The following is a 23126-nucleotide window of genomic DNA, read 5'->3' on the forward strand; positions in this document are numbered from 1 at the left end:
GGACCGCCGTCGCTTCACCCGCCCAGAGCGGCCTCGATGCCGGCCAGGAGGGTGGCGGCGGTGATGGGCTTGGGCAGGTGCAGGTCCGCGCCGGCTTCGTGGGCCTGGAGGCGGTGGGCCGTCATGGCGTTGGCGCTGAGCATGATGATCGGCGTGGGCTCCGCGCCGGTGCGGGCCTCAAGCGCGCGCAGGGCGCGGGTGGCGCTCAGGCCGTCCATGACCGGCATCTGCATGTCCATCAGCACCACGTCGAAGCGTTCGGCGCCGAACGCCTCCAGCGCCTGGGCGCCGTCGGCGACGGTGACCACCTCGGCCTGCTGGGTCGCCAGGATCAGCTGGACCACGCGCTGGTTGGTGGGGTGGTCCTCGGCCAGCAGCACGCGCAGCGGGGCCAGAGACGGTTCGCGCACGCGCGCGGGGCGCGGCGCGGCGGCCTCGGCGCGGGCCAGGGGCAGTTCGACCCGGAAGCGGCTGCCCTGGCCGGGCGTGGACTCCGCCGAGATCACCCCGCCCATCAGGCTGGTCAGGGCGTGGCAGATCGACAGGCCCAGGCCCGTGCCGCCGAACCGGCGCGTGATGCTGGCGTCGGCCTGGCTGAAACGCTGGAACAGGCGCGCGGCGTGATCGGCGTCAAAGCCGACGCCGGTGTCGGCCACTTCGAACGTCAGCAGCGCCTGACCGTCGGCGGCCTCGGCCACCGCGATCTCGACGGTGACCGAGCCCTGGGCCGTGAACTTCACCGCATTGGAGAGCAGGTTTCCGAACACCTGGCGTATGCGGGTGCTGTCGCCGACGAAACGGCCGTGCGCCGAGGCGTCACGCCGGATGTGGAAGGCCACCGCCTTGTCCTCGGCGCGAAGGCGCGCGAGGTCCAGCGGCGCCAGCAGCGCCTCGTCCAGATCGAAGGCGCGGGCCTCGACGTCCAGCCGACCCGCCTCGATCTTGGACACGTCCAGAATGTCCGAGACCAGGCGCTCCAGCATCTCGCCCGAACTGCGCACCAGATCGACCATCTCGGCCTGGTCGGGCGTTAGGGGCGTGCGCGACAGGGCGTCGACGATGCCGATGACGCCGTTCAGGGGCGTGCGGATCTCGTGGCTCATATTGGCCAGAAAGTCCGACTTGGCGCGGTTGGCGGCCTCGGCCTCGCGCTTGGCTTCGATCAGGGCCTGTTCGTCGGCCAGCCGCTGGGTCACGTCGCGCGCCACGGCGTAGATGCGGTCGCCTGTCCGCTGGGCCCGCCACTCGACGGTGACATAGCCGCCGTCGCGGCGTCGGTAGCGGTTGATGCAGCCGGGCACCGGCAGGCCAAGCCCGCGCTCCTCGACCTCGACCACCGAAAGCAGGGTGCGCGGCATGTCGTCGGGATGGACGAAGGACAGGATGCGCTGGCCGACCAGCTCTTCCGGACTCCAGCCGAGATTGCGCCACGACTCGCTGGCCTTGACGATGCGGCCCTCCATGTCGCGGATGATCAGCAGGTCCAGCGAGACCTCGAAAAAGCGATCGATGTCATCGACGGGCGCTGGGGCGACGCAGCTGTTCATGGAAATCCTCGAAGGGATCCAAGCCGATACAGCCTGACCGTTAAGGCCGAATGTTCACCACCGGTCTGCGACGTTAGTTCGCAGGCGTTAGGCTGGACGTCGCGCCGGGCGCGTCTTGCGTCGCCGGCGCGGCGGTGGGCAGCACGACCTCGACGCGGCGGTTGCGCTGGCGGCCGGCTTCGTCGTCCGAACCGTCGGCGGCGGCGTTGGGGGCCACCGGGCGCTGTTCGCCCAGGCCGATGGTGCGCAGGCGGGCCTCGGGGACGCCCTTTTCGACCAGATAAGCCTTCACCGCATCGGCGCGAGCCCGCGACAGGCGCAGGTTGTAGGCGTCGTCGCCGCGCGAATCCGTGTGGCCCTCGATGGTGATCGTCCCCGCGCCCGCATCCGCCTGGATCAGGCGCGCCAGGGTGTCGAGCGCACCGCGGCCTTCGGCCCGAATGGTCGACTGGTCGAAATCGAAGGTCACGTCCGACGGCAGGGAGACGACCGAGCCGCGGTCGGTCTGGACGGCGCCGAGTTCGGTCTTGAGCGCCTCCACGACCTGAAGGTTGCTGGCCGCCTGACCGCCGGCGCCCAGCTGTGAGCCGCCGCCTGTCGCGGGCGCAAGGCGCGAGGCTGTGTTGGGCCGCATTCCCGACAGGCCGCTGGTGTCGGGCAGGCCGCGCGCACCCCGCGCGCCGTCCAGAGACAGCACCGTCTCGAAGCGGGGGGCGCTGGTGTAGACGTTATCCGCGCCGGAATGCTGGTTCACGATCAGGGTGGCGCGTTCGCCGCGCGGCAGGGCGCCCGAGAACAGCAGGGCGGCGTCTATGGTGCGGCCGGCCGGAACCTCCAGGGCGCTGTTGGCCGGCGGCGCGGCCAGAAACAGCTTTTCGCCGGCGTCGGTCAGCAGATAGGTGTTCTCCCGTCCGCCGTTCAGCTGAATGTCGCGTGTGCGGCCGTTCATCACGCGAGCCCTCACCAGGGTCGCCTCTCCGCCTGCGGCCACCGACTGAATTTGGAGCACCACCCCGCCGGGATGGGCGATCTGGATGTCCTGCGGCGCGCCATCGCTGGCGCCGCCGCCACTGCCGCAGGCCGCGAGGACCAGGGCGCCTGCGGCCGTCAGGGGGACGAGGCGGATCATTGGCCTGTCGCCTGCAACGGCAGGTCGATGCGGAAGCCGGGCTGGTTGGTGTGCTGATTGTCGGTCTGGGCGTTTTCGTTCAGCACCAGGATCGCGCTCTGGCCGGCGGGCAACCGCCCCAGGAACACCAGTTCCCCCTCCAGCGTCTGGCCGGCCTGGATGGCCAGGCGTGCATTATTGCCAGGCGGCGACAGATAGATGCGCTCACCGCTGTCGACGACGATGTAGCCGTCGCGGTTGTTGTTGAAGCGGTTCAGCTGGACCTCGCGGTCGCGCCCGTTGATCACGCGCACCCCGACGACCGTCTCGGTCGGCCGGGACTGCAGCGAGGTCAGTTGCAGCACGACGCCGTTCGGGTGGGCCACCTGAATGTCCAGCGGCGAGGACTGGCCGCCGTTCCAGAGGTTCGCGGTGTTGGCTGGCGGCGTCCCCGGGCTCGCGGCGGGCGTCGCGGCTCCAGATGCGGCGGGGGTCTCGGCGGGAGCCGGATCCTGACCGCAGGCGGCGAGCGCCAGCGCGGCGACGGACAAGAGGGCGAACGGACGAGCCTTGAACATCTGGACCTCGCGAAACCGTGACGGTTGACCGCTGTCGAACGCCGGACCGGCAATCGCGTTCAATCGTCAGTAGGCGAAGTCGCGGTACATCCGTTCCACGTCGCCGCCCCAGTCGCCGTGATAGAGGTCCAGCAGGCGTTCTGCCGGCGTGACGCCGGAGTCGGCGATGTCTTCCAGTTCCGACAGATAGCCGCGTTCGTCGACCATGCCGCCCGAGAAGCGCGCGCGGTTCTTCAGGCCCTGGCGGGCGATGGCGACCATGTCGACGGCGATGTCGCGCACCGAGCGCCCCGCGACCTCGGCCTTGAGGCCCAGGCGGGTCACGTCGCGGCGCAGGCGCTCGTGGTCGGCGATGTCCCAGTCCTTGCATAGGTCCCAGGCGGCCGCGAGCGAGGGCGCGTCGTACAGCACGCCGGCCCACAGGGCGGGAAGCGCGCAGATGCGGCTCCACGGACCGCCGTCGGCTCCGCGCATCTCCAGATAGGATTTCAGCCGCACCTCGGGGAACAGGGTGGTGAGGTGATCCTCCCAGTCCTTCTTCGTTGGGCGGTCACCGGGCAGGGCCGGCAGGCAGCCGTCCATGAAGTCGCGGAACGACTGGCCCGAGGCGTCGACGTAGCGGCCGTCGCGCTTGGCGAAATACATGGGCGTGTCCAGCGCATAGTCGACGTAGCGCTCGAAGCCGAAGCCGTCCTCGAACACGAAGTCGATCATGCCGGTGCGGTCGGGATCGGTGTCGGTCCAGACGTTGGCGCGGGCCGACAGGAAGCCGTTGGGCCGGCCCTCGGTGAACGGCGAACAGGCGAACAGGGCCGTGGCGATCGGCTGCAGCGCCAGCGAGGTGCGGAACTTGGCCACCATGTCTGCCTCGCTGTCGAAGTCGAGGTTGGCCTGGATGGTGCAGGTGCGCAGCATCATGTCCAGGCCCAGCGACCCGACCTTGGGCATGTAGGCGCGCATGATGTCATAGCGGCCCTTGGGCATGACGGGGATGTCCTCGCGCCGCCACATCGGGTCGAAGCCGGCGCCCAGGAAGCCCAGGCCCAGCTGATCGGCCACCTGCTTGACCTCCATCAGATGCTGGCCGGTCTCGTTGCAGATGTCGTGAATGTCCTTCAGCGGCGCGCCGGACAGCTCGAACTGACCGCCAGGCTCCAGGCTGATCGAGGCCGAATAGCCCTCGGCGTTGGGCCGCTCCAGGGCGATGACGTGGCCGGCCTCCTCGACGGGCGTCCAGCCGAAACGGGTCAGGCCGTCCAGCATGGCGCGGATGCCGTTTTCGCCCTCATAGGCCGGGCGGCGCAGGGTCGAGCGGTCGAAGCCGAACTTCTCGTGCTCGGCGCCGATGCGCCACTGGTCCTTGGGCTTGATCCCCTTGGACAGGGCGCCGATCAGGTCGGAGCGGGTAAGCGGCGCGGTCATGGGGCGGTCCTGTCGATCCCGGCGGGATCCCGTGGCGGCTAGATGGGCGGGAATGCGGCGCCGCTCAAGTGGGATCGTGCCGGCGCGGGTGCGGTGTGGGCAGGAAGCGGGTCATGACGGTGACGAAGAAGGCGACCGACCAGCCCATCAGAAGGGTGCCGTTCACGCCTTCGATCGCGCCGAACAGCCGCCAGTCCGGATCGACGGCCGTGTCGGTGTAGCCGATGGTGGCGTAGCTGATGGTCGAGAAATAGACCGCGTCGCGCAGCTCCGCGATGGCGCCCACCATCATGAAGACTGCGGCATACAGCCAGATCTCGATGGCGTGCAGGGCCATCAGGCCCAGGGCCAGGGCGCTCGCAGTGAACGCGCCCTCCAGGCTCAGGGGGTTGATCCGCTGTTCGCGACGCCGCCGCTCCCGGCGTGCCAGCAGCCTAGCCAGCACCAGCAGGCCCGCCCCGTGCACGCTGACGGTGAGCAGGACCATGACGGTGGCGATCAGCAGCTCCAGCCCCATGGCCGAACAGTGCGCTCACTCCGGCGCCGCTGCAATCACGCTTCAGCGCGCCCAGTCGCCGGCGGCGGCCTGCCACAGGGTCATGGCGGCTATGGCGGCGGTGTCGGCCCGCAGGATGCGCGGGCCCAGCGAGACGGCGGTGGCGAAGGGCAGGCCGCGCAGCCGCTCGCCCTCCTCGGGCGAGAAGCCGCCTTCGGGACCGATCAGGATGGACCAGGGCTCGAGCGGTGCGTCCGACAGAGCGCGAATGGCCGGCACGCCGCCGGTCTCGTCGCAGAACATCAGCCGGCGGCCGGGCTCCCAAGCGGACAAAAGGGCGTCCAGCTTCACCGGGTCGTGGATCTCGGCTACGTCCAGGCGCCCGGTCTGTTCGGCGGCCTCCTCGGCGATGGCGTCCAGCCGGTCCAGGCGCAGACGGTCAGCGTTGGTGCGCTGGGTGATCACAAGGCGCACGCGGCGCGCGCCCAGCTCGGCCGCCTTCTCAACGATGGTCTCGACGCGCGCCTTCTTCACCACGGCGACGATCAGGTCGAGGTCGGGGCCGAAGACCTGCGGCCGCACCTGTTCCTCGGCGCGCAGGATGACGCCCTTCTTGAGCACTTCGGCCACCGAGGCGCGCCATTCGCCGTCCTTGCCGTTGAACACCAGAAGTTCGTCGCCGGCCTTCAGCCGCATGACCTGGGTCAGGTAGCGCGACTGATCGAGCGTCGGCGCCAGCGCGGCGCCCGGCGACAGGGGTTGGGGGACGTGGAGGCGGATCATCGGTCGTAGTGGTAGCGGCATTGGACAATCTCCAAGCCGTAAGAAGCGACGCGGTAGACAAGGCGATGCTCTTGATCGATGCGCCGCGACCAGTAGCCGGACAGCTCCGCCTTCAGAGGCTCAGGCTTTCCCGATCCAGTGAATGGGTTGCGCTGACACTCCTTGATCAGCGTGTTGAGTTTCCTGAGCGCCTTGCGGTCCGTGTCCTGCCACTGGAGATACTGGGTCCAAGCACGAGCCGAGAAGACGACATTCATTCCTCGATAAGCTCTCGGACTGTTCCGCCGCCTGCTTCAAGTTCGGCGATAGAGGCCATGAGCGCTTCTCGGTTCGCCGGGCTGCGAAGCAGATAGTCCGTCTCCTGCCAGGAGGCGAAGTCCTCAAGCGACATCAGTACGGCGGCCGGCTTTCCGCCCTCGCGGGTGATGATGGTGTAGTCGTGATCCGCCGTCACCCGATCGACGGCAGCCGCGAGGTTCTTGCGCAGTTCGGTGATGGACATGGCGTTCATGTCCTCAATGTACGCGTTTGCGTACGTCTTCGCAACGTTTACAACGAGCGCGCGATCAGAAGCTTCATGATCTCGTTGGTGCCACCGTAGATGCGCTGGACGCGGGCGTCCTTGTAGAGCTGGGCGATCGAATACTCGTTCATGTAGCCGTAGCCGCCGTGCAGCTGCAGCATCTCGTCGATGGTCTCGCCCTGGATGTCGGTGACCCAGTATTTGGCCATCGAGGCGGTGACGGCGTCCAGCTGGCCCTTGAGGTGCAGGCCGATGCAGTGGTCGACGAAGACCTTGGCGACGGTCAGCTTGGTCTTGACCTCGGCCAGCTTGAACTGGGTGTTCTGGAAGTCGAGGACGCGCTTGCCGAAGGCCTTGCGCTCCTTGACGTAGGCCAGGGTCTGCTCAAGGCCGCGCTCGGCGGCGGCGACGCCCTGGACGGCGATGTTCAGGCGCTCCTGGGGCAGTTGCTGCATCAGCTGGATGAAGCCCTGGCCCTCGGTCCCGCCGATGATGTTCTCGCCGGGGACCTTCACGTCGTTGAAGAACAGCTCGGAGGTGTCGTTGGCCTCCATGCCGATCTTGTGCAGGTTGCGGCCGCGCTCGAAGCCGTCGGCGCCGTCGGTTTCGACCACGATCAGAGAGGTGCCCTTGGCGCCCTCGGCCGGGTCGGTCTTGGCCACCACAATGATGAAGTTGGCCAGCTGGCCATTGGTGATGAAGGTCTTCGACCCGTTCACCACATACTGGTTGCCGGTCTTGATGGCGGTGGTCTTGACCCCTTGCAGGTCCGAGCCCGCGCCCGGCTCGGTCATGGCGATGGCGCCGACCAGTTCGCCCGACTGCAGGCGCGGCAGCCAGCGCTGCTTCTGCTCCTCGGTGCCGTAGTGCCAGATGTAGGGCATGACGATCGCATTGTGCAGCGAGATGCCGAAGTGGTCCGCGCCCTTCCAGCCCAGCTGACGCATCAGCACGACCTCGTGGCGATAGTCGCCGCCGAGGCCGCCGTCCTCCTCAGGCTGGGACAGACCCAACAGGCCCGCCTCGCCCGCGTCGTTCCACAGCTGGCGCGGGACGGAGGAATCCGCGATCCACTTCTGGACCTTTTCCAGCGGCGCGTGTTCGTCGATCCATTTGGCGACGGAGTCGGAGAAGAGGGTGATTTCCTCTTCCTGCATGAACTCGGGGTCGGGGGTGTTGAGGACGTTCATACTGATCTCCTGTCCTTCTCCCGTTTGGAGAAGGTGGCCCGCGAAGCGGGTCGGATGAGGGGTGGCGGGCGGGCGATGAAGCGCCGACCCTCACCCTTTCGCCTAAGCCGATCGCCTGCGGCTCTCGGAGGCTCAAGCCCTTTCCCGGCGGGAGAGGGAGATTTTAGAACGCCTCCGCCGGCATCTGCATCAGCACGTCGGCGCCGGTCTTGAGCTTCTTCAGGTGGGCCTCGGCGTCGGGCAGGATGCGCTCGACGAAGTAGCGGCCGGTCTGCAGCTTGGCGCTGTAGAAGGGGTCGGTCGAGCCGCCGTCGATGGCCTTTTGCGCCGTCACGGCCATCTGGGCCCACAGATAGGCCAGGCCGGTCAGGCCGAAGATGTTGAGGTAGTCGGTTGAGGCGGCGCCGGCGTTGTCGGGATTCTGCATGCCGTTCTGCATCAGCCACATGGTGGCCTCCTGCAGCTTCTTCTTGGCGTCGGCCAGGCCGTCGACGAAGGGCTGGGTGGTTTCGTTTCCGCCGTTCTCCGACACGAAGGCGTCGATTTCGGCGAACCAGCTCATGATGGCGCGGCCGCCCTTGGCCGGCAGCTTGCGCCCGACCAGGTCCAGCGCCTGGATCCCGTTGGTGCCCTCGTAGATCATGGTGATGCGCGCATCGCGCAGATACTGCGAGGCGGGGAAGTGTTCGGTGTAGCCCGAGCCGCCGTGCACCTGCATCGCCAGCGACGCGGCGTGGAAGCCCTTGTCGGTCAGATAGGCCTTCAGCACCGGCGTGATCAGGCCCATGTAGTCCTGGGCCTTGGTCGCGGTGGCCTCGTCCGAGGACTTCTGCAGGTCGGCCTGCAGCGCGGTCCACAGGATGAAGGCGCGGCCGCCTTCGACGAAGGCCTTGGCCTCCAGCAGCATGCGACGCACGTCGGGGTGCACCATGATCGGGTCGGCCGGACCGTCCGGGTTCTTCGGACCGGTCAGGGCGCGGCCCTGCAGGCGGTCGTTGGCGAACTCGACGGCGGCCTGATAGGCGGCGTCGCCGATGGCCAGACCTTGCAGGCCAGTGCCCAGGCGGGCTTCGTTCATGACCACGAACATGTTGTTCATGCCCCGGCCTTCCTCGCCGATCAGCCAGCCCTTGGCGCCCTCATAGGCCATGACGCAGGTGGCGTTGCCGTGGATGCCCATCTTGTGCTCGAGCCCGGCGCACTGGACGCCGTTGCGCTCGCCGATCGAGCCGTCCTCGTTGACCAGGAACTTCGGCACCACGAACAGCGACAGGCCCTTGATGCCCGGAACCGCGCCTTCGACGCGGGCCAGCACGGTGTGGATGATGTTGTCGGCGAAGTCGTGCTCGCCGGCCGAAATCCAGATCTTCTGGCCGGTGATCGAATAGCTGCCGTCTCCGTTCGGAACAGCCTTGGTGCGCACCATGCCAAGGTCGGTGCCGCACTGGGGTTCGGTCAGGTTCATGGTGCCGGTCCATTCGCCGGTCGCCATCTTGGGCAGGTACTTGTCCTTGATCTCTTCGGACGCCGAGGCCTCGATGCCGTGGAAGGCGCCCGCCGTCAGGCCGGGATACATCGAGAACGCCGCCGAGGCGCCCGCGGTAAACTGGCCGACCGCCATCGACACGATGGCCGGCAGGCCCTGGCCGCCGTACTTCGGATCGAAGGCCAGGCTGGTCCAGCCCGCCTCGACCATCTGATGATAGGCCTCTTTCCAGCCCTTGGGCGTGGTGACGACGTCGCCGTCGATCTTGCAGCCTTCCTGGTCGCCGGTGCGGTTGATCGGGGCGATGACCTCGTCGGCGAACTTGCCGCCTTCCTCCAGCACCTGGTCGATCAGGTCGCGCGACAGGTCGGCGCCCTCCAGGTGATTGGCGTAGCGCTCGACCTCCAGCACGTCGTTCAGGATGAAGGTCAGGTCCCGGACGGGCGACTTGTAGGCCATGGCTCAGGCTCTCGCTTTGAAGGGCTGGAAGGGGGTGTCGCTGTTCAGCCGCTCGTGCAGCAGGACGGCGTATTCGTCGGCGCCGGGCAGCAGGTCGGGGCGGTGCTCGCCCAGCTTGCGCTCCATCACGGCGCAGGCTTCCTCGGCGGTTTCAATGGCGGCGTCCAGGTCTTCGCGCTGCTGCTTGAGGGCGGCGATCTGGGCGCGGTGACGGCGCAGGGCGACCGCCATCTGATGGGTGTTGTGATTGTCGTGGTCGTAGAGATCCAGCATCTCCTGGATCTCCTGCAGGGAGAAGCCGATGCGCCGGCCGCGCAGAATCAGCTTCAGCCGCGCCCGGTCGCGCGCGTCATAGACCCGCGTCTGGCCCTTGCGGGCGGGGGTCAGAAGCCCCTTGTCCTCATAGAAGCGCAGCGCGCGCGCCGTGGCCCCGAACTCGCGGCACAGCTGGCGGATGGAGTAGGTGCGATGATCGTCGGCGGTCGCCATGCGTCCGTCATAACTTGACGCGCACGTAAAGGGAAGCTTTCACGCGCCATGGCTCGCAAGCACGTCAACGGACAGGGGACCGCCAAGGGCGATCTGCCGTCTAAGCTCTGTCAGGCGTGCGGCCGGCCGTTCGTCTGGCGGCGAAAGTGGGCGCGCGATTGGGAGGCGGTGAAGGTGTGTTCGGACCGGTGCCGGGCCGCCCTCAGGCGCGACGGCCCCACAGGACCGTCGCCGTCAAGCCGGCCAGGATCAGATTGACCGCCGCCAGGCTCCACTCAAGGCGCAGGGCGTGCAGGCCGAGCATGAAGACCGTCAGCCCGAGAAGTCCGGCCGCAGCGATCAGCAGCACCGGGCGACCCAATCTCCACGAAATCAGGGGCACCAGCAGCCCGATGGCCAGGCCGACCTCGACCCCGCCCAGCATCCGAACGAGCGTCTCTCCGACCTCAGCGGGCCAGTGCATCAGCGTGACGAGATTGGTCGTCGACTCCGTCATCTTGGCGTAGCCGGCCGCGAGGAAGAACATCGCCAGCCAACCCTGGAAGGTCCATAGCGCCAGGTTCTTGTAGTTCGCGCACAAGCGCAGTTGCGCGGGCGTGAGGGAGCGGGCTGCGGAGGAAGAAGGGGGCATGGCGATCGATCGGCGGGAGGAAGTCAGCGGTCGTTGACTTAGCGTCCAAAAACCGGCCTGCAAGGCGTCCAGCTTGACTGTAACCGATTGTGATCGGAATGCGGCGGCTCGGGGCTTAGCCAAGTCCGTAGGCCGCTCGCGTCGCCTCCAAAGACTCCAGCTTGGCGCCGAACGCCGACCAGTCGTCGTCGCTGTCGATCGCCGCCCAGATGGCCTCGACCTCATCGATCAGCATCTCTTCCGGTTCGGGGCGGGCGAAGACGGGGTGCTCCAGCCTTTCCGGGCGGTCAGGCTCGTGTTCGGACAGGGCGAAGCGGAAGGCGTCGAAGGCTTCGCCCTGCCAGACCTTGCCGCGCGGCCCGGAAAGCGCCCGGGCCGAGGACGAGAATCCGCCGAACCAGTCGAAGAACAGCGGCTCCCACCGAACCGCCTCGCCCTTGTCGCGCAGCAGAGCCAGGGTCGTATCGACCAGGCGCTGATCCGCCGCCTCGCCCAGCGACTTGACGCCCAACCGGTCCAGGAAGGCGATGCGCAGGTGGCGGATATAGGCGGGGCCGAAGCCGTTCAGCGCATCGGTCAACGGCCCGGCGTCGGCGACCAGCTTCAGACAACCGGCCAACTGGGTCAGATTCCAGAACACGGCCTCGGGCTGACGCGCGAAGGCGTAAAGACCGAACTGGTCGAAGTAGGCGGCGGTAAAGCCCGGCTCGTAGTGGGGCAGGAAGCGCCACGGGCCGTAGTCGAAGCTCTCGCCCGTCACGTTCAGATTGTCGGTGTTCAGCACGCCGTGCACGAAGCCGGCGGCGATCCAGCGGGCGGTCAGCCGGGCCGAGACCTCGACGATGGCGGCCAGAAGGCCAGGTGCGTCGCCGGGCTGGACCTGCGGGTGGTAGAGGGCGCGGACGTGCTCGACCAGGGTTTCGATCTGGTCGGCGCGTTGATGATAGGCGGCGCGCTGAAACGTCCCGAACCGCACATGGCTGTGCGACAGGCGCACCAGAACGGCCGAACGGGTGGGGGAGGGTTCATCGCCGCGCTCCAGCGCCTCGCCCGTTTCGATCAGGCTGAGCGCGCGGCTGGTGGGCACGCCCTGCGCCTCCAGCATGGCGGCGGCCAGAACCTCGCGCACGCCGCCCTTCAGCGTCAGACGGCCGTCGCCCATGCGCGACCAAGGGGTCGTGCCCGAGCCCTTGGTCCCGAGGTCCATTAATCGGGGAGTATCGCTCGCGCCGCGGGCGCTCGCCGTTTGCGGCCCGTCGATGCCCACTACCTCGCGCATCTGGGCGGCGAGAAAGCCCCGGCCGTCGCCCAGGTCGGGATTGTAAGTGCGGAACTGATGGCCGTGGTAGCGCATGGCGATTGGACCCGGCTGGCCGGGCAGGGGTTCGAACCGGCCGAAATGGGCGATCCATTCGGCGTCCGTCAGGGTCTCGAGCCCGATCTGTGCGGCGGCGCGCGCATTGCGATGGCGCAGTATGCGCCGGGGGAAGTCCGCCGCCTTCACCGCATCGGCGTAGTCCGGCCCAAGGTCGAAGAAGCGCGGTTCGGGTCGGTAGGCGGGGGAAACGGGCATGCCGGCCACATGCGGGTGCGAAGCTAAGTGCGCAAGCGGTTGAACCGTGATCGGTCTTGAGTATTTTGCACCGCAGAGATCAGGCCCGAGCGTCAGTGCGGGCCAGGCCGGCGTCCGCAATCGGGCGAATCCGGTCCGACGTCCGTCGATAACCGGGCGTCACGTCCTGCATCCAGACTTTCGGAGGCCGCCGTGGCGCGCAAACTGACTCTCGACTTCCTCAAGACCGAGGCCGCATCCGGCATGGTTTTGGCCTTCGCCGCGCTAGCCGCGCTGGTCGTCGCCAATTCGGTGCTGGCCGACGACTATTTCACCTGGCTCAAGAGCTATCACGTCGTCCAGTTGGGCCCGATCGTCATCGAGCAGAACATCTCGGACTGGATCAAAGAGGGCCTGATGGCCGTCTTCTTCCTGGTTGTGGGCCTCGAGATCAAATACGAAATCCTGCGCGGCGAACTGAGCGATCCGCGCAAGCTGGCCATGCCCGTGATCGCTGCTGCGGGCGGCATGATCGGGCCGGCCGCAGTCTACCTTGCGATCTCAGGCCTTTTGGGCGGGCCTGCGGGTGGCTGGCCCATTCCGCTGGCTACCGACATCGCCTTCGCCTTGGCCGTGTTCGCCCTGGCCGGTCGGGGTCTGCCGCCGTCGCTGCGCATCTTCCTGCTGACCCTGGCCATCGTCGATGACCTGGGGGCCATCGCCCTGATCGCCATCTTGTTCAGCGAGGGCGTGGCGGTGGGGCCGCTTCTGATCGCGGGCGCCCTTCTGATAGGCGGGGCGGTGCTGGGCCGCATGGGCAAGGTGCCGGCGCCCTTCTGGGTGCTGGGCTTCGCGGCCGTCTGGTACTTCACCGTGCAGGCGGGCTTGTCGACATCCCTTAGCGCCGTGGCCTTCGCCGCCATCGTTCCGGTCAGGCCGCGCCGCGAGGACGGGCAGAGCCCGCTCAAGGAGGCGATGCACGACCTGCACCCCTATGTCGCCTTCCTGGTCCTGCCGCTGTTCGCCTTCGCCAAGGCGGGGGTGTCGTTCGCCGGCCTTTCGCTCGAGGCGGCGTTCGCGCCCCTAGTCGTCGCCATCGCCCTGGGCCTGTTCGTGGGCAAGCAGATCGGCGTGTTCGGCGCCGCCTGGCTGGCGTCGGCGCTCAAGATCGGCGCGCGGCCGTCAGGCGCGACTTGGCTGCAGGTCTATGGCGTCAGCCTGCTTTGCGGCATCGGCTTCACCATGAGCCTGTTCATCGGCGTGCTGGCCTTCCCCGGCGCGATCGACTCGCCCGAGCAGGTCGAGGTCAAGCTCGGGGTGCTGGGCGGATCGCTGCTGTCCATCATCACGGCTGTGATCGTGCTGTCGATGGCGAGTCGCCGCCGCGATCCGATCGACGAAGCGGCGAAAGACCCCAACATCGAGCCGATATCCGGCAAATATTGACGCAGCGTAACGGTTTTTTGTCGCTTTAGGGTCACAGTTTGGCGGATCGGGCGGCGGAAACGCAGCCGTGATCGGGCGACTTCTTGTCGCTGACTCGCGTCTGGATTACGCCAAGGCTTGAGAATCCCCGCCCTCAAGAGCGGGGAACTGGGATCAGGAAACGCCGCGCCGCCGCGACCCTCGCGACGCCGGCTTCAGGAGTCGGGGACCGCCTATGCGCCGCACCACCATTCTTCGTCACACCGCCTCGGCCGCCGTCGTCGGCGCCGTGGCCTTCGGCTTCGCCGGAGCCGCCTCGGCCCAGTCGACGCCGCAGGCTTCGCCGACCACCGTCGACGACATCATCGTCACGGCGCAGAAGCGCGAGCAGAACCTTCAGGACGTGCCGATCGTGGTGACGTCGCTGAATCAGGAAACCCTGAACAACGCCGGCGTGCGCGACATCAAGGATCTCCAGATCCTGACGCCGGGCATGACGGTCACCTCGACCCAGTCGGAATCCTCGACGACCGCCCGCATCCGCGGCGTCGGCACCGTGGGCGACAACCCCGGCCTGGAAAGCTCGGTCGGCGTCGTGATCGACGGCGTCTATCGCTCACGCAACGGCGTCGGCTTCGGCGACCTGGGCGAACTGAGCCGCATCGAAGTGCTGAAGGGGCCGCAGGGCACCCTGTTCGGCAAGAACACCTCGGCCGGCGTGATCAACATCATCACCGAGGCCCCGGCCTTCACGCCCGGCTATACGCTGGAAGCGACGGTCGGCAACTTCGGCGCCTGGGGCGTGGCCGCCTCGGCGACTGGGCCGATCACCGACAACCTCGCCTTCCGCCTGTACGGCGCCAAGCGCGAGCGTGACGGCTTCTATGACGTCGACACCGGCGACGGTCCGCGCAGCGAGACCGACGACCAGAACCAAGACATGTACACCCTGCGCGGCCAGCTGCTGTGGCTGCCCAGCGACGACGTGTCGATGCGCCTGATCGCCGACTATTCCAAGCGCGACGAATACTGCTGCACCGGCGTCCAGATCCGCACGGCGAACACCTATCCCTTCGTCGACGGGCTCTCGAACGGCACCGGACAACGCCCGCCGGTCGCCGGCTTCGGCCGCCTGCCGTTCTCACGCCAGGCCTTCGCTAACCGCAACACGCACCAGCCGATGGAAGACCGTGGCGTTTCGCTGGAAACGACCATCGATCTGCCGTCCATGAACGCCACCTTCACGTCGCTGACCTCCTACCGGAATTGGGAAACCAAGATCGGCATGGACATCGACTACACCGGCGCCGATATCCTGTATCGCGACGACGATGGCCGGTACGCGTTCCAGACCGACACCATCACGCAGGAATTCCGTCTGGCCGGTCAAACCGATCGTCTGGACTGGCTGGTCGGCCTGTTCGCCACGAAGGAAGGCATCCGCCGCGGCGACAGCTACTTCTACGGCGCCGATTACACGCCTTTCCTGTCCTTCCTGCTCAGCGCGCGGTTGAACGCGGCCAACCCGGCTGTGCCGATCAGCTCCGGCATCATCGGCTGCTTCACCCGCCCGGGTCAGACCTCGGCCGGCCTGCAAGGGTGCCTGGGGACGGGAGGGACGGGCACCGGACCGTTCGGCCCGGGCGGCGCCTTGGTGACCGTGCCGACCTTCCAGGCCACCGGGCCGGGCTTCGGCGTGGGCCTGGGCGCCCAGGACCTGTACAAGCAGGACGCGGAATCGCTCGCCCTGTTCACGAACAATACGTTCAAGGTCACGGACGCCTTCGACATCACTCTGGGGCTGCGTCTCACGCATGACGCCAAAGAGCTTCGCGGCCGTCAGACCAATCAGGGAACCAACGGCGCGGCCTGCGCGGCCGCTATCGGCAACCAGGCTGCCATCGCCGGCGCTGTGGGTGCGGCCAATGCGCCGACCATCATCGGCAACTTCTGCCTGCCGTGGTCCAACGTTCAGTACGCCGATCGCCGTATCACCGAGAGCAACGACGAAACGAACCTGAGCGGCACGATCAAGGGTTCGTACCGGTTCAACGACTCGGTCATGGCCTATGCCTCTTACGCGCGCGGCTACAAGGGCTTCGGCTACAACCTTGACCGTGTTCAGAACGGCATCACGCCGGTTTCGTCGGTGTTCTTCCCGGCCGAGACCGCCGACAGCTATGAAGTCGGTCTGAAAACCACCCTGTTCAACCGCACCGTCCTGTTGAACGCCACCTACTTCGACCAGACCTTCAACGACTTCCAGCTCAACACCTTCCTCGGCACCGCCTTCGTCGTGGAATCGATCCCTGAGCTGCGCTCCAAGGGCGTCGACGCCGATTTCCTGTGGTTTACGCCTATCGAGGGCCTGAGCTTCGGCGGCGGCGTGACCTACACCGACAGCAAGTACGGCGACTTCACCGCCGCCGACCTAGCCGTTCCGGGCAACTTCCCCGGTCTGTCGCTGCTGCCGGGCAACCGCGCGTCGTTTGCGCCGGAATGGTCGGCCACCGGCCAAGTGAACTTCAATCGGTCGATCGGGGCTGGTCTGCGCGCCGGCTTCAGCCTGTCGGCCAAGTATTCGAGCGAATACAACACCGGCTCTGACCTGCTGCCCTGGAAGATGCAGGACTCGATGACCCTGGTGAACGGCCGCATCTCCATCGGTTCGGAGAACGAGCGTTGGGTGGTCGACATCTGGGGCCAGAACATCACCGACGAAGAGTATGTGCAGGTCGCCTACAACGCCCCGCTGCAAGGCACGGCGTTCCAAACGACCGTCCAGCCGAACGGCACCTTCTACAACCCGGCGCTGGATACCCAGACCTACAACGCCTACCTGGGCCAGCCCCGGACCTACGGCGTGACGCTGCGCCTGCGCTACTGATCGCAGGCTTCAGTCAAAACGGAGAACCGGCCGGGGGCGACCCCGGCCGGTTTTCTTTTGCGCGATGGGGTGGAGGCTGGCGGGCGAGGCGTTTCAGCGGGATCTAGCGGCGTCTCGGGCCGCGCCTCGGGAGCGCGTTGCGACCCTTCCCGCCCGTCCCGGAGCCAAGGTGATCGCCTTGCATAGGCCCCGCCGCCCTCCAGACTACTGGAAGGCGGCGAAGGCGGGTTATTCCGCCGGTCGGCCGTCCGCAGCCTCGTCTTCATGGCCGCGCTGGGCGTGGAAGAGGCGGGCAAGGACCCTCTCAAGCCGGCTCTTGACGCCGTCGATCAGGCTGAAGACCACCGGAATGAACAGCAGCGACAGGGCGGTCGAGGTGATCAGGCCGCCGATCACGGCGATGGCCATGGGGCTGCGGAATTCGGTGCCGGGGAAGAAGGCCAGGGCGATGGGGAACATGCCCAGACCCATGGCCATGGTGGTCATGATGATCGGCCGCGCGCGCTTGTGGGCGGCGTCGATCATGGCCTCGTGCCGGTTCATGCCCTTCTCCATGGCCATGATGGCGTAATCGACCAGCAGGATGGAGTTCTTCGCCGCGATGCCGGTCAGCATGATGATGCCGATCAGCGCCGGCATGGACATCGACTTGCCCGTCAACAGCAGCGCCAGGAAGGCGCCGCCGAACGACACCGGAAGCGCCGCCAGGATGGTGATGGGGTGGAAGAAGCTTTTGAACAGCAGGACCAGCACCACATACATCAGCAGAATGCCGGTGATGATGGCGAAGGCGAAGCCCTGGCCCAGCTCCTGGAAGCTCTCGGCGTCGCCCGAGGGCTGTTGAGACACGCCGGCGGGGAGCGCCTGCATCGAGGGCAGGGCGTTGATGTCCTGAGTCGCCTGACCGATCGTCGTGCCGACCAGTTCTGCGGTGATGTTGGCCACGCGCAGCCGGTTGCGGCGCTCGATCTGGTTGGGGCCCGCGCCGAAATCGATGTCGGCCACGGCGTTCAGCGGCACCACGGCGCCCGAGGCGGTCGGCACCTTCAGGTTCTCGATGATCGACAGGTCGGCGCGGGCGTCTTCACGCAGCATGACGCGGATGGGGACCTGGCGGTCGCCCAGGTTGAACTTGGGCAGCAGCTGATCGGCGTCGCCCAGGGTGGCGACGCGGGCGACCTGACTGATGTCCTGCGCCGACACACCCTGCAGCGCGGCTACATCGGCCTTGGGCGTGATGACGATCTCAGGCCGCACCAAGGACGAAGAGGAGATCACGTTGGCCAGGCCGGGCATGGCGCGCATCTCGCGCTCGACGCGAGCGGCGGCGGGCTCCAGCGCCTCGGGGTCGTCGCCGACCAGGGCGATGGTCAGCAGGCCGGAGCCGCCGCCCTGCACGCCGAACTGGATGCGCGCGCCCGGAATGTCCGACAGGGCCTGGCCCATCTCCCGCTCGAATTCCTGCTGACTCAGGGCGCGTCCGCCAGGGTGCAGCAGATTGCCCTTCTGGGTGAGGTTAACGGTCAGATTGGCCTTGCGGACCTCGCCGGATCCGCCGCCACCCGGCCCGAAGCTGACGGTCGCCGAGCCGACGGAGGTGTAGACCGAGCGCACCTCGTCGCGCGCCAGCAGGCGGGTGGTGATCTCCTGCACGACCTCGTCGGTCTCGGCCAGGGTCGCGCCGGGGGGCAGCTGCACCGTCATCGACGAGCGCGCCTGGTCCTCGACCGGGATGAAATCGCCGGGCAGACGGGTCGCCAGGAAGAGGGAGAGGACGAAGAACAGGGTGCCGAGGCCCAGCACGATCCAGCGGTGGTCGAGGGCCCACCGGACGCTCCGCAGGTAGCGGGCCATCCAGAATGGGTCGCCGTGCTCCTTGCCCTGCTCGCGCTTGAGCAGATAGGCGCCCATGAGCGGCGTCAGGGTGCGCGCGACCAGCAGCGAGAACAGCACGCTCGTGCAGCTGGCGATGGCGAAGGTGCGGAAGAACTGACCCACGATGCCGGGCATGAAGCCGGTCGGGGCGAAGACGGCGATCAGGGTCGCGGTCGTGGCCATGACGGCGAGGCCGATCTCGTCGGCGGCTTCGATGGCCGCGGGGTAGGGCGCCTTGCCCTCGCGGATGTGCCGGACAATGTTCTCGATCTCGACGATGGCGTCGTCGACTAGGATGCCGATCGTCAGAGACAGGGCCAGCAGGGACACCACGTTCAGCGACTGACCAGTGATGTCCATGATCCAGAAGGTCGGTATCAGGCTGAGCGGCATGGCCAGGGCGGCGATCAGGGTCGCGCGCCAGTCCCGCAGGAACAGGAAGACCACGGCCACGGCCAGAAGGGCGCCCAGCACCAGGGCCTCGACCGAGGCGTGGAAGTTGTTGACGACGTCGACGGTGGTGTTGGCCACTTCCTGGATGGTGACGTCCGGCAGTTCCTCATCCAGCGCCTCCAGCGACGCCTTGGTCGCATTGTAGACGTCGACCTCGGACGAGCCGATGGCGCGCGAAATGCCGAAGCCGACGACCTCCTGGCCATTCAGGCGGGCGCGGCCGCGCGGTTCGGACCATTCGTCGGTGATCTCGCCCAGGTCGCCCAGACGCACGGTGCGGCCGGCGACCGGAATCAGGGTCTCGCGCAGCTGCTCGACGGACTGGGCCGAGCCCACGGTCCGGATGGCCTGTTCCTGAGCGCCGATCTCGCCGCGGCCGCCGGGCAGATTGATGTTGGACGCGCGCAGCTGGTTCGACACCTGGGCTGCGGTGACGCCGAATGCCTCCAGGCGGGCGGGGTCCAGCTTGATGCGGATTTCGCGGCTGACGCCGCCGTCGCGACTGACCTGGCTGACGCCTGACACCGACAACAGCCGCTTGGCCAGGGTGTTGTCGACGAACCAGCTGAGTTCCTCGGGGCTCATGCCCGGGGCGCGCACGACGTAGTTGGCGAAGGGGACCGAAGTGAATTCGATGCGCTGAACGATTGGCTCCTGAACATCGGCCGGGAGGGTCTGACGCACCCCGGCGACGGCGTTTCGCACGTCGTTGGTCGCTTTTTCGAGATCCACGCCCAGGCGGAACTCGATCGAGGTGGTCGAGACGCCCTCATTGACGACAGAGGTGATGTTTCGCACCTGCCCCAGCCCGGCGACCGAATCCTCGATCAAACGCGTGACCTGGGTCTCCATTTCGGTAGGCGCTGCGCCCGCCTGGGCCACGGTGACCGCGACGACGGGCAGGTCCACGTCCGGGAACTGGTTGGTGCGCAGGTTGAAATAGCTGCCCACCCCCGCGATCGTCAGGACGATGAACAGCAGGACGATCGGTATCGGATTCCGGATCGACCAGGACGAGATGTTGTTGAAGTTCATCGCGCGGCGGCCCCAGGCGTCGCCGGCGCTGCGGCCGTGCGGGCAGGGGTCTCGATGCGCACGACATCGCCGTCGCCCAGGAAGCCGGCGCCGCGCACGACGACGCGCTGGCCGGCCTGGACGCCTGCGGTCAGGGCGACCTGGCCCTGCTGGCGAACGCCGGTGGTCACAGGCATGAAACGCGCGACATTCTCGGCGCCGATGACATAGACGCCGGGTTTGCCCTCGCGGAACACCACGGCCTCGATCGGCACCACCAGCGCGGTCTGGGTTCCGGCGTCAATGCTGGCGCGGGCGAACATGCCGGGCCGCAGAGCGCCCGGCGCTGTGAGCGAGATGCGCGCCACGCCCAAGCGGGTCTGGGGGTCCACCTCGGAGGTGACGATGCGGACGCGGCCCTGGACCTCGCCGGCCTGGTCGGAGAAGACGGTGGCGGCCATGCCGGCGCGGACCAGCGGCAGTTCGACCTCGGGCACCTGAGCGTCGAGCTCCAGTCGGCCGTCGCGAACGATCCGGAACAGTTCGGCGCCGGGCTGGATGATCTGGCCGCGCGTCACGCTGCGTCGGATGACCAGGCCGCCGACCGGCGCGCGGATGGTGGCCTGCGACAGGCGGGTGCGGGTTTCGGAGAGGGCCGCGCGGGCGGCCGCCAGATTGGCCTGGGACGAGCGCTGGTTGGCCAGGGCGGTGTCCAATGCCGCCTGGGACAGGAAGCCGCGCTCCTTGAGCTCCTGCGCGCGGGCGAGGGCTGCGTCATCGCGTGAGGCGTTAGCCTCGGCGGTCTGGACCTGGGCCTGCTGCTGGGCCAACTGGGCGCGCAGCAGGGCGTCGTTCATCTGAACCAGGGGCTGGCCCTGGCGGACATAGCTGCCTTCATCGGCCAGGACAGCGGTGGCCGTCAGGCCGCCGGTTTCGGCGCCGACCGGGACTTCTTCCCAGGCCGAGACGCTGCCGGACGCGGCAATGACGCGCGGCAACTGGGCTTCGGCAACCGTGACGGCCGTGACGGGCGCTGCGGCGCCGGCCTGGGCCTTTTCGGCCTGGACCTCGGCGCGGTCTCCCGCGCTGCAGGCCGCAAGGATCAGGATCAGCCCGGCGGTGACCGAGGCTGAGGCACGCTTTCTAACCGTCACGGACTATCCCCTGTCGCGATATCGATCAGTCCGCCTCATACGCCTTTCCTGTCGCCGTCTCAAACGACGCTTCGCGCATGACGGCGATGTAATGCGACGCCCCGATCGGCCCGCCGCCATTGGCGTTCAGCGGACGTCATGCTACCCGCCGCCCATGTCTACTCCCCCCATTTCGCGCATTCGGAATTTCAGCGTGGTCGCGCACATCGACCACGGCAAGTCGACCCTGTCGGATCGACTGATCCAGGTCACAGGCGGCCTGACCGCGCGCGAGATGTCGGCGCAGGTTCTCGACAACATGGACATCGAGAAAGAGCGCGGCATCACCATCAAGGCGCAGACCGTGCGCCTGCACTACAAGGCCAAGGACGGCGAGGACTACGTCCTGAACCTGATGGACACGCCCGGCCACGTGGACTTCGCCTATGAGGTCTCGCGCTCGCTGGCGGCCTGCGAGGGTTCGCTGCTGGTCGTGGACGCGTCGCAGGGCGTCGAAGCTCAGACCTTGGCCAACGTCTATCAGGCGATCGACAACAACCACGAAATCGTCCCCGTCCTGAACAAGATCGACCTGCCGGCGGCCGAGCCCGACCGGGTGCGGGCCCAGATCGAGGACGTCATCGGCCTGGACGCCTCGGACGCCGTGATGTGCTCTGCGAAATCCGGCATCGGCATCGAGGACGTGCTGGAAGCCATCGTCACCCGCCTGCCGGCGCCCCAGGGCGATGCGGCCGCGCCGCTGAAGGCCATGCTGGTCGACGCCTGGTACGACCCCTATCTGGGCGTCGTGCTGCTGGTGCGAGTGTTCGACGGCGTGCTGAAGACCGGCATGCGGGTCAAGATGATGCAGCACGGCTCGACCCACCTGGTCGACCGCGTGGGCGTTTTTCTGCCCAAGAATACCCCCGTGGATCAGCTTGGGCCGGGCGAGGTCGGCTTCATCACCGCCCAGATCAAGGAGGTCGCCCACGCCGCCGTCGGCGACACCATCACCGACGAGAAAAAGCCGACCGCCGAACCGCTGAAGGGCTTCAAGGAAGTCCAGTCGGTGGTGTTCTGCGGCCTGTTCCCGGTCGATGCCGCCGATTTCGAGGATCTGCGCGCCGCCATCGGCAAGCTGCGCCTTAACGACGCGTCGTTCACGTACGAGATGGAAAGCTCGGCCGCCCTAGGCTTCGGCTTCCGCTGCGGCTTCCTGGGCCTGCTGCACCTGGAAATCATCCAGGAGCGCCTGAGCCGCGAATTCAATCTAGACCTGATCGCGACGGCCCCTTCGGTCGTCTACAAGATCCAGCAGCGCGACGGGACCGAGATCGACCTGCACAATCCGGCCGACCTGCCTGACGTGATGCAGATCGAAAGCATCGCCGAACCCTGGATCAAGGCCACCATCCTGACGCCCGACGAATACTTGGGCGGGGTCATCAAGCTGTGCCAGGACCGCCGCGGGACCCAGCTGGAGCTTTCCTATGTAGGCGCCCGCGCCCTGGTCGTTTATGAGCTGCCGCTGAATGAGGTGGTGTTCGACTTCTACGACCGGCTGAAGTCCATCTCGAAGGGCTACGCCTCGTTCGACTACGAGCTGACCGACTACAAGGTGGGCGACCTCGTCAAGATGTCGATCCTCGTCAACGCCGAGCCCGTGGACGCCCTGTCCATGCTGGTTCACCGCGCCCGCGCCGAAACGCGGGGCCGCGGCATGGTCGAGAAGATGAAGGAGCTGATCCCGCCCCACATGTTCCAGATTCCGATCCAGGCGGCCATCGGCGGCAAGATCATCGCTCGCGAAACCGTCCGCGCCCTTCGCAAGGACGTGACGTCGAAATGCTACGGCGGCGACGCCACCCGCAAGAAGAAGCTGCTGGAGAAGCAGAAGGCCGGCAAGAAGCGCATGCGCCAGTTCGGCAAGGTCGAAATCCCGCAGGAGGCCTTCATCGCCGCCCTGAAGATGGACGAGGACTGATCAAGCCCTTTCCTCCGGTCGGAAAGAGCGCGGAAGAACTGCAGCCAGAAGCCCCCTTGGCGCTCGACCCGCCGGCTCAGGCTCGCCCGGA

Annotated in this window: 19 protein-coding genes; 4 read left to right on the forward strand and 15 right to left on the reverse strand. The window is 67.4% G+C overall.

Going from position 1 to position 23126, the window contains the following annotated elements:
• Positions 1-14: 14 nt before the first annotated feature.
• From E4M01_RS06530 to E4M01_RS06580, 11 genes are all read right to left on the reverse strand, one after another.
• Complete coding sequence (locus E4M01_RS06530; protein ID WP_135061675.1) at positions 15-1547, reverse strand: ATP-binding protein; 1533 nt, start codon at positions 1545-1547, stop codon at positions 15-17.
• 73 nt (positions 1548-1620) lie between these two features.
• Positions 1621-2676 carry an OmpA family protein gene (locus tag E4M01_RS14410; RefSeq protein WP_209316084.1) on the reverse strand — a complete coding sequence of 352 codons (1056 nt, stop codon included), beginning with the start codon at positions 2674-2676 and terminating at the stop codon, positions 1621-1623.
• Entirely contained in the window at positions 2673-3233 is a 561-nt protein-coding gene (locus tag E4M01_RS06540; RefSeq protein WP_135061674.1) for a hypothetical protein, read from the reverse strand. Before E4M01_RS06540 ends, E4M01_RS14410 begins: the two co-directional genes overlap by 4 nt.
• A 66-nt stretch (positions 3234-3299) precedes the next feature.
• On the reverse strand, positions 3300-4655 hold the full coding sequence (locus tag E4M01_RS06545) for a glutamate--cysteine ligase (RefSeq protein WP_135061673.1): 1356 nt from the start codon (positions 4653-4655) through the stop codon (positions 3300-3302).
• Between the two features lie 64 nt (positions 4656-4719).
• The gene (locus tag E4M01_RS06550) at positions 4720-5172 is read right to left on the reverse strand and encodes a potassium channel family protein (protein ID WP_135061672.1); all 453 of its coding nucleotides are present in this window, start codon (positions 5170-5172) and stop codon (positions 4720-4722) included.
• Positions 5173-5214: 42 nt separating this feature from the next.
• Entirely contained in the window at positions 5215-5934 is a 720-nt protein-coding gene (locus E4M01_RS06555; protein WP_135061671.1) for a 16S rRNA (uracil(1498)-N(3))-methyltransferase, read from the reverse strand.
• Positions 5931-6191 carry a Txe/YoeB family addiction module toxin gene (locus tag E4M01_RS06560; protein WP_135061670.1) on the reverse strand — a complete coding sequence of 87 codons (261 nt, stop codon included), beginning with the start codon at positions 6189-6191 and terminating at the stop codon, positions 5931-5933. Before E4M01_RS06560 ends, E4M01_RS06555 begins: the two co-directional genes overlap by 4 nt.
• Positions 6188-6436, reverse strand: coding sequence for a type II toxin-antitoxin system Phd/YefM family antitoxin (locus E4M01_RS06565; protein ID WP_245158151.1), 249 nt, complete (start codon positions 6434-6436; stop codon positions 6188-6190). The genes E4M01_RS06560 and E4M01_RS06565 overlap by 4 nt, the downstream gene beginning before the upstream one ends.
• A gap of 47 nt (positions 6437-6483) precedes the next feature.
• Complete coding sequence (locus E4M01_RS06570) at positions 6484-7647, reverse strand: acyl-CoA dehydrogenase family protein (RefSeq protein WP_135061668.1); 1164 nt, start codon at positions 7645-7647, stop codon at positions 6484-6486.
• 163 nt (positions 7648-7810) lie between these two features.
• Positions 7811-9592, reverse strand: coding sequence for an acyl-CoA dehydrogenase C-terminal domain-containing protein (locus E4M01_RS06575; RefSeq protein ID WP_135061667.1), 1782 nt, complete (start codon positions 9590-9592; stop codon positions 7811-7813).
• 3 nt (positions 9593-9595) lie between these two features.
• Entirely contained in the window at positions 9596-10081 is a 486-nt protein-coding gene (locus E4M01_RS06580; RefSeq protein WP_135061666.1) for a MerR family DNA-binding transcriptional regulator, read from the reverse strand.
• Between the two features lie 48 nt (positions 10082-10129).
• On the opposite strand from E4M01_RS06580, the gene E4M01_RS06585 reads away from it, so the two are divergent.
• Positions 10130-10339 (forward strand): DUF2256 domain-containing protein, encoded by a 210-nt coding sequence (locus E4M01_RS06585; RefSeq protein ID WP_135061665.1) that lies wholly within the window; start codon positions 10130-10132, stop codon positions 10337-10339.
• Here the strand turns inward: E4M01_RS06585 and E4M01_RS06590 are convergent.
• The gene (locus E4M01_RS06590) at positions 10284-10712 is read right to left on the reverse strand and encodes a DoxX family protein (protein WP_135061664.1); all 429 of its coding nucleotides are present in this window, start codon (positions 10710-10712) and stop codon (positions 10284-10286) included. The genes E4M01_RS06585 and E4M01_RS06590 overlap by 56 nt on opposite strands.
• Positions 10713-10827: 115 nt before the next feature.
• Positions 10828-12285, reverse strand: a complete 1458-nt coding sequence (locus tag E4M01_RS06595; RefSeq protein ID WP_135061663.1) for a protein adenylyltransferase SelO — start codon at positions 12283-12285, stop codon at positions 10828-10830.
• Positions 12286-12477: 192 nt separating this feature from the next.
• Here E4M01_RS06595 and nhaA point away from each other — a divergent pair, with 192 nt between their 5' ends.
• Together nhaA and E4M01_RS06605 are read left to right on the forward strand one after the other, a co-directional pair.
• Positions 12478-13710, forward strand: a complete 1233-nt coding sequence (gene nhaA / locus E4M01_RS06600; protein WP_135061662.1) for a Na+/H+ antiporter NhaA — start codon at positions 12478-12480, stop codon at positions 13708-13710.
• A gap of 214 nt (positions 13711-13924) precedes the next feature.
• The gene (locus tag E4M01_RS06605) at positions 13925-16576 is read left to right on the forward strand and encodes a TonB-dependent receptor (protein WP_135061661.1); all 2652 of its coding nucleotides are present in this window, start codon (positions 13925-13927) and stop codon (positions 16574-16576) included.
• Between the two features lie 228 nt (positions 16577-16804).
• Here the strand turns inward: E4M01_RS06605 and E4M01_RS06610 are convergent, their stop codons facing one another.
• Together E4M01_RS06610 and E4M01_RS06615 are read right to left on the reverse strand one after the other, a co-directional pair.
• A complete protein-coding gene (locus E4M01_RS06610; RefSeq protein WP_135061660.1) occupies positions 16805-19939 on the reverse strand; it encodes an efflux RND transporter permease subunit in 3135 nt (1044 codons plus the stop codon).
• Positions 19936-21072: an efflux RND transporter periplasmic adaptor subunit gene (locus E4M01_RS06615; RefSeq protein ID WP_245158150.1), complete on the reverse strand. Its 1137-nt coding sequence runs from the start codon at positions 21070-21072 to the stop codon at positions 19936-19938. The genes E4M01_RS06610 and E4M01_RS06615 overlap by 4 nt, the downstream gene beginning before the upstream one ends.
• 154 nt (positions 21073-21226) lie before the next feature.
• Between E4M01_RS06615 and lepA the strand changes: the two genes are divergently transcribed.
• Positions 21227-23035: a translation elongation factor 4 gene (lepA, locus tag E4M01_RS06620; RefSeq protein ID WP_135061659.1), complete on the forward strand. Its 1809-nt coding sequence runs from the start codon at positions 21227-21229 to the stop codon at positions 23033-23035.
• Positions 23036-23126 lie beyond the last annotated feature (91 nt).

The organism is Brevundimonas sp. MF30-B (assembly GCF_004683885.1).
Lineage (GTDB): Bacteria > Pseudomonadota > Alphaproteobacteria > Caulobacterales > Caulobacteraceae > Brevundimonas.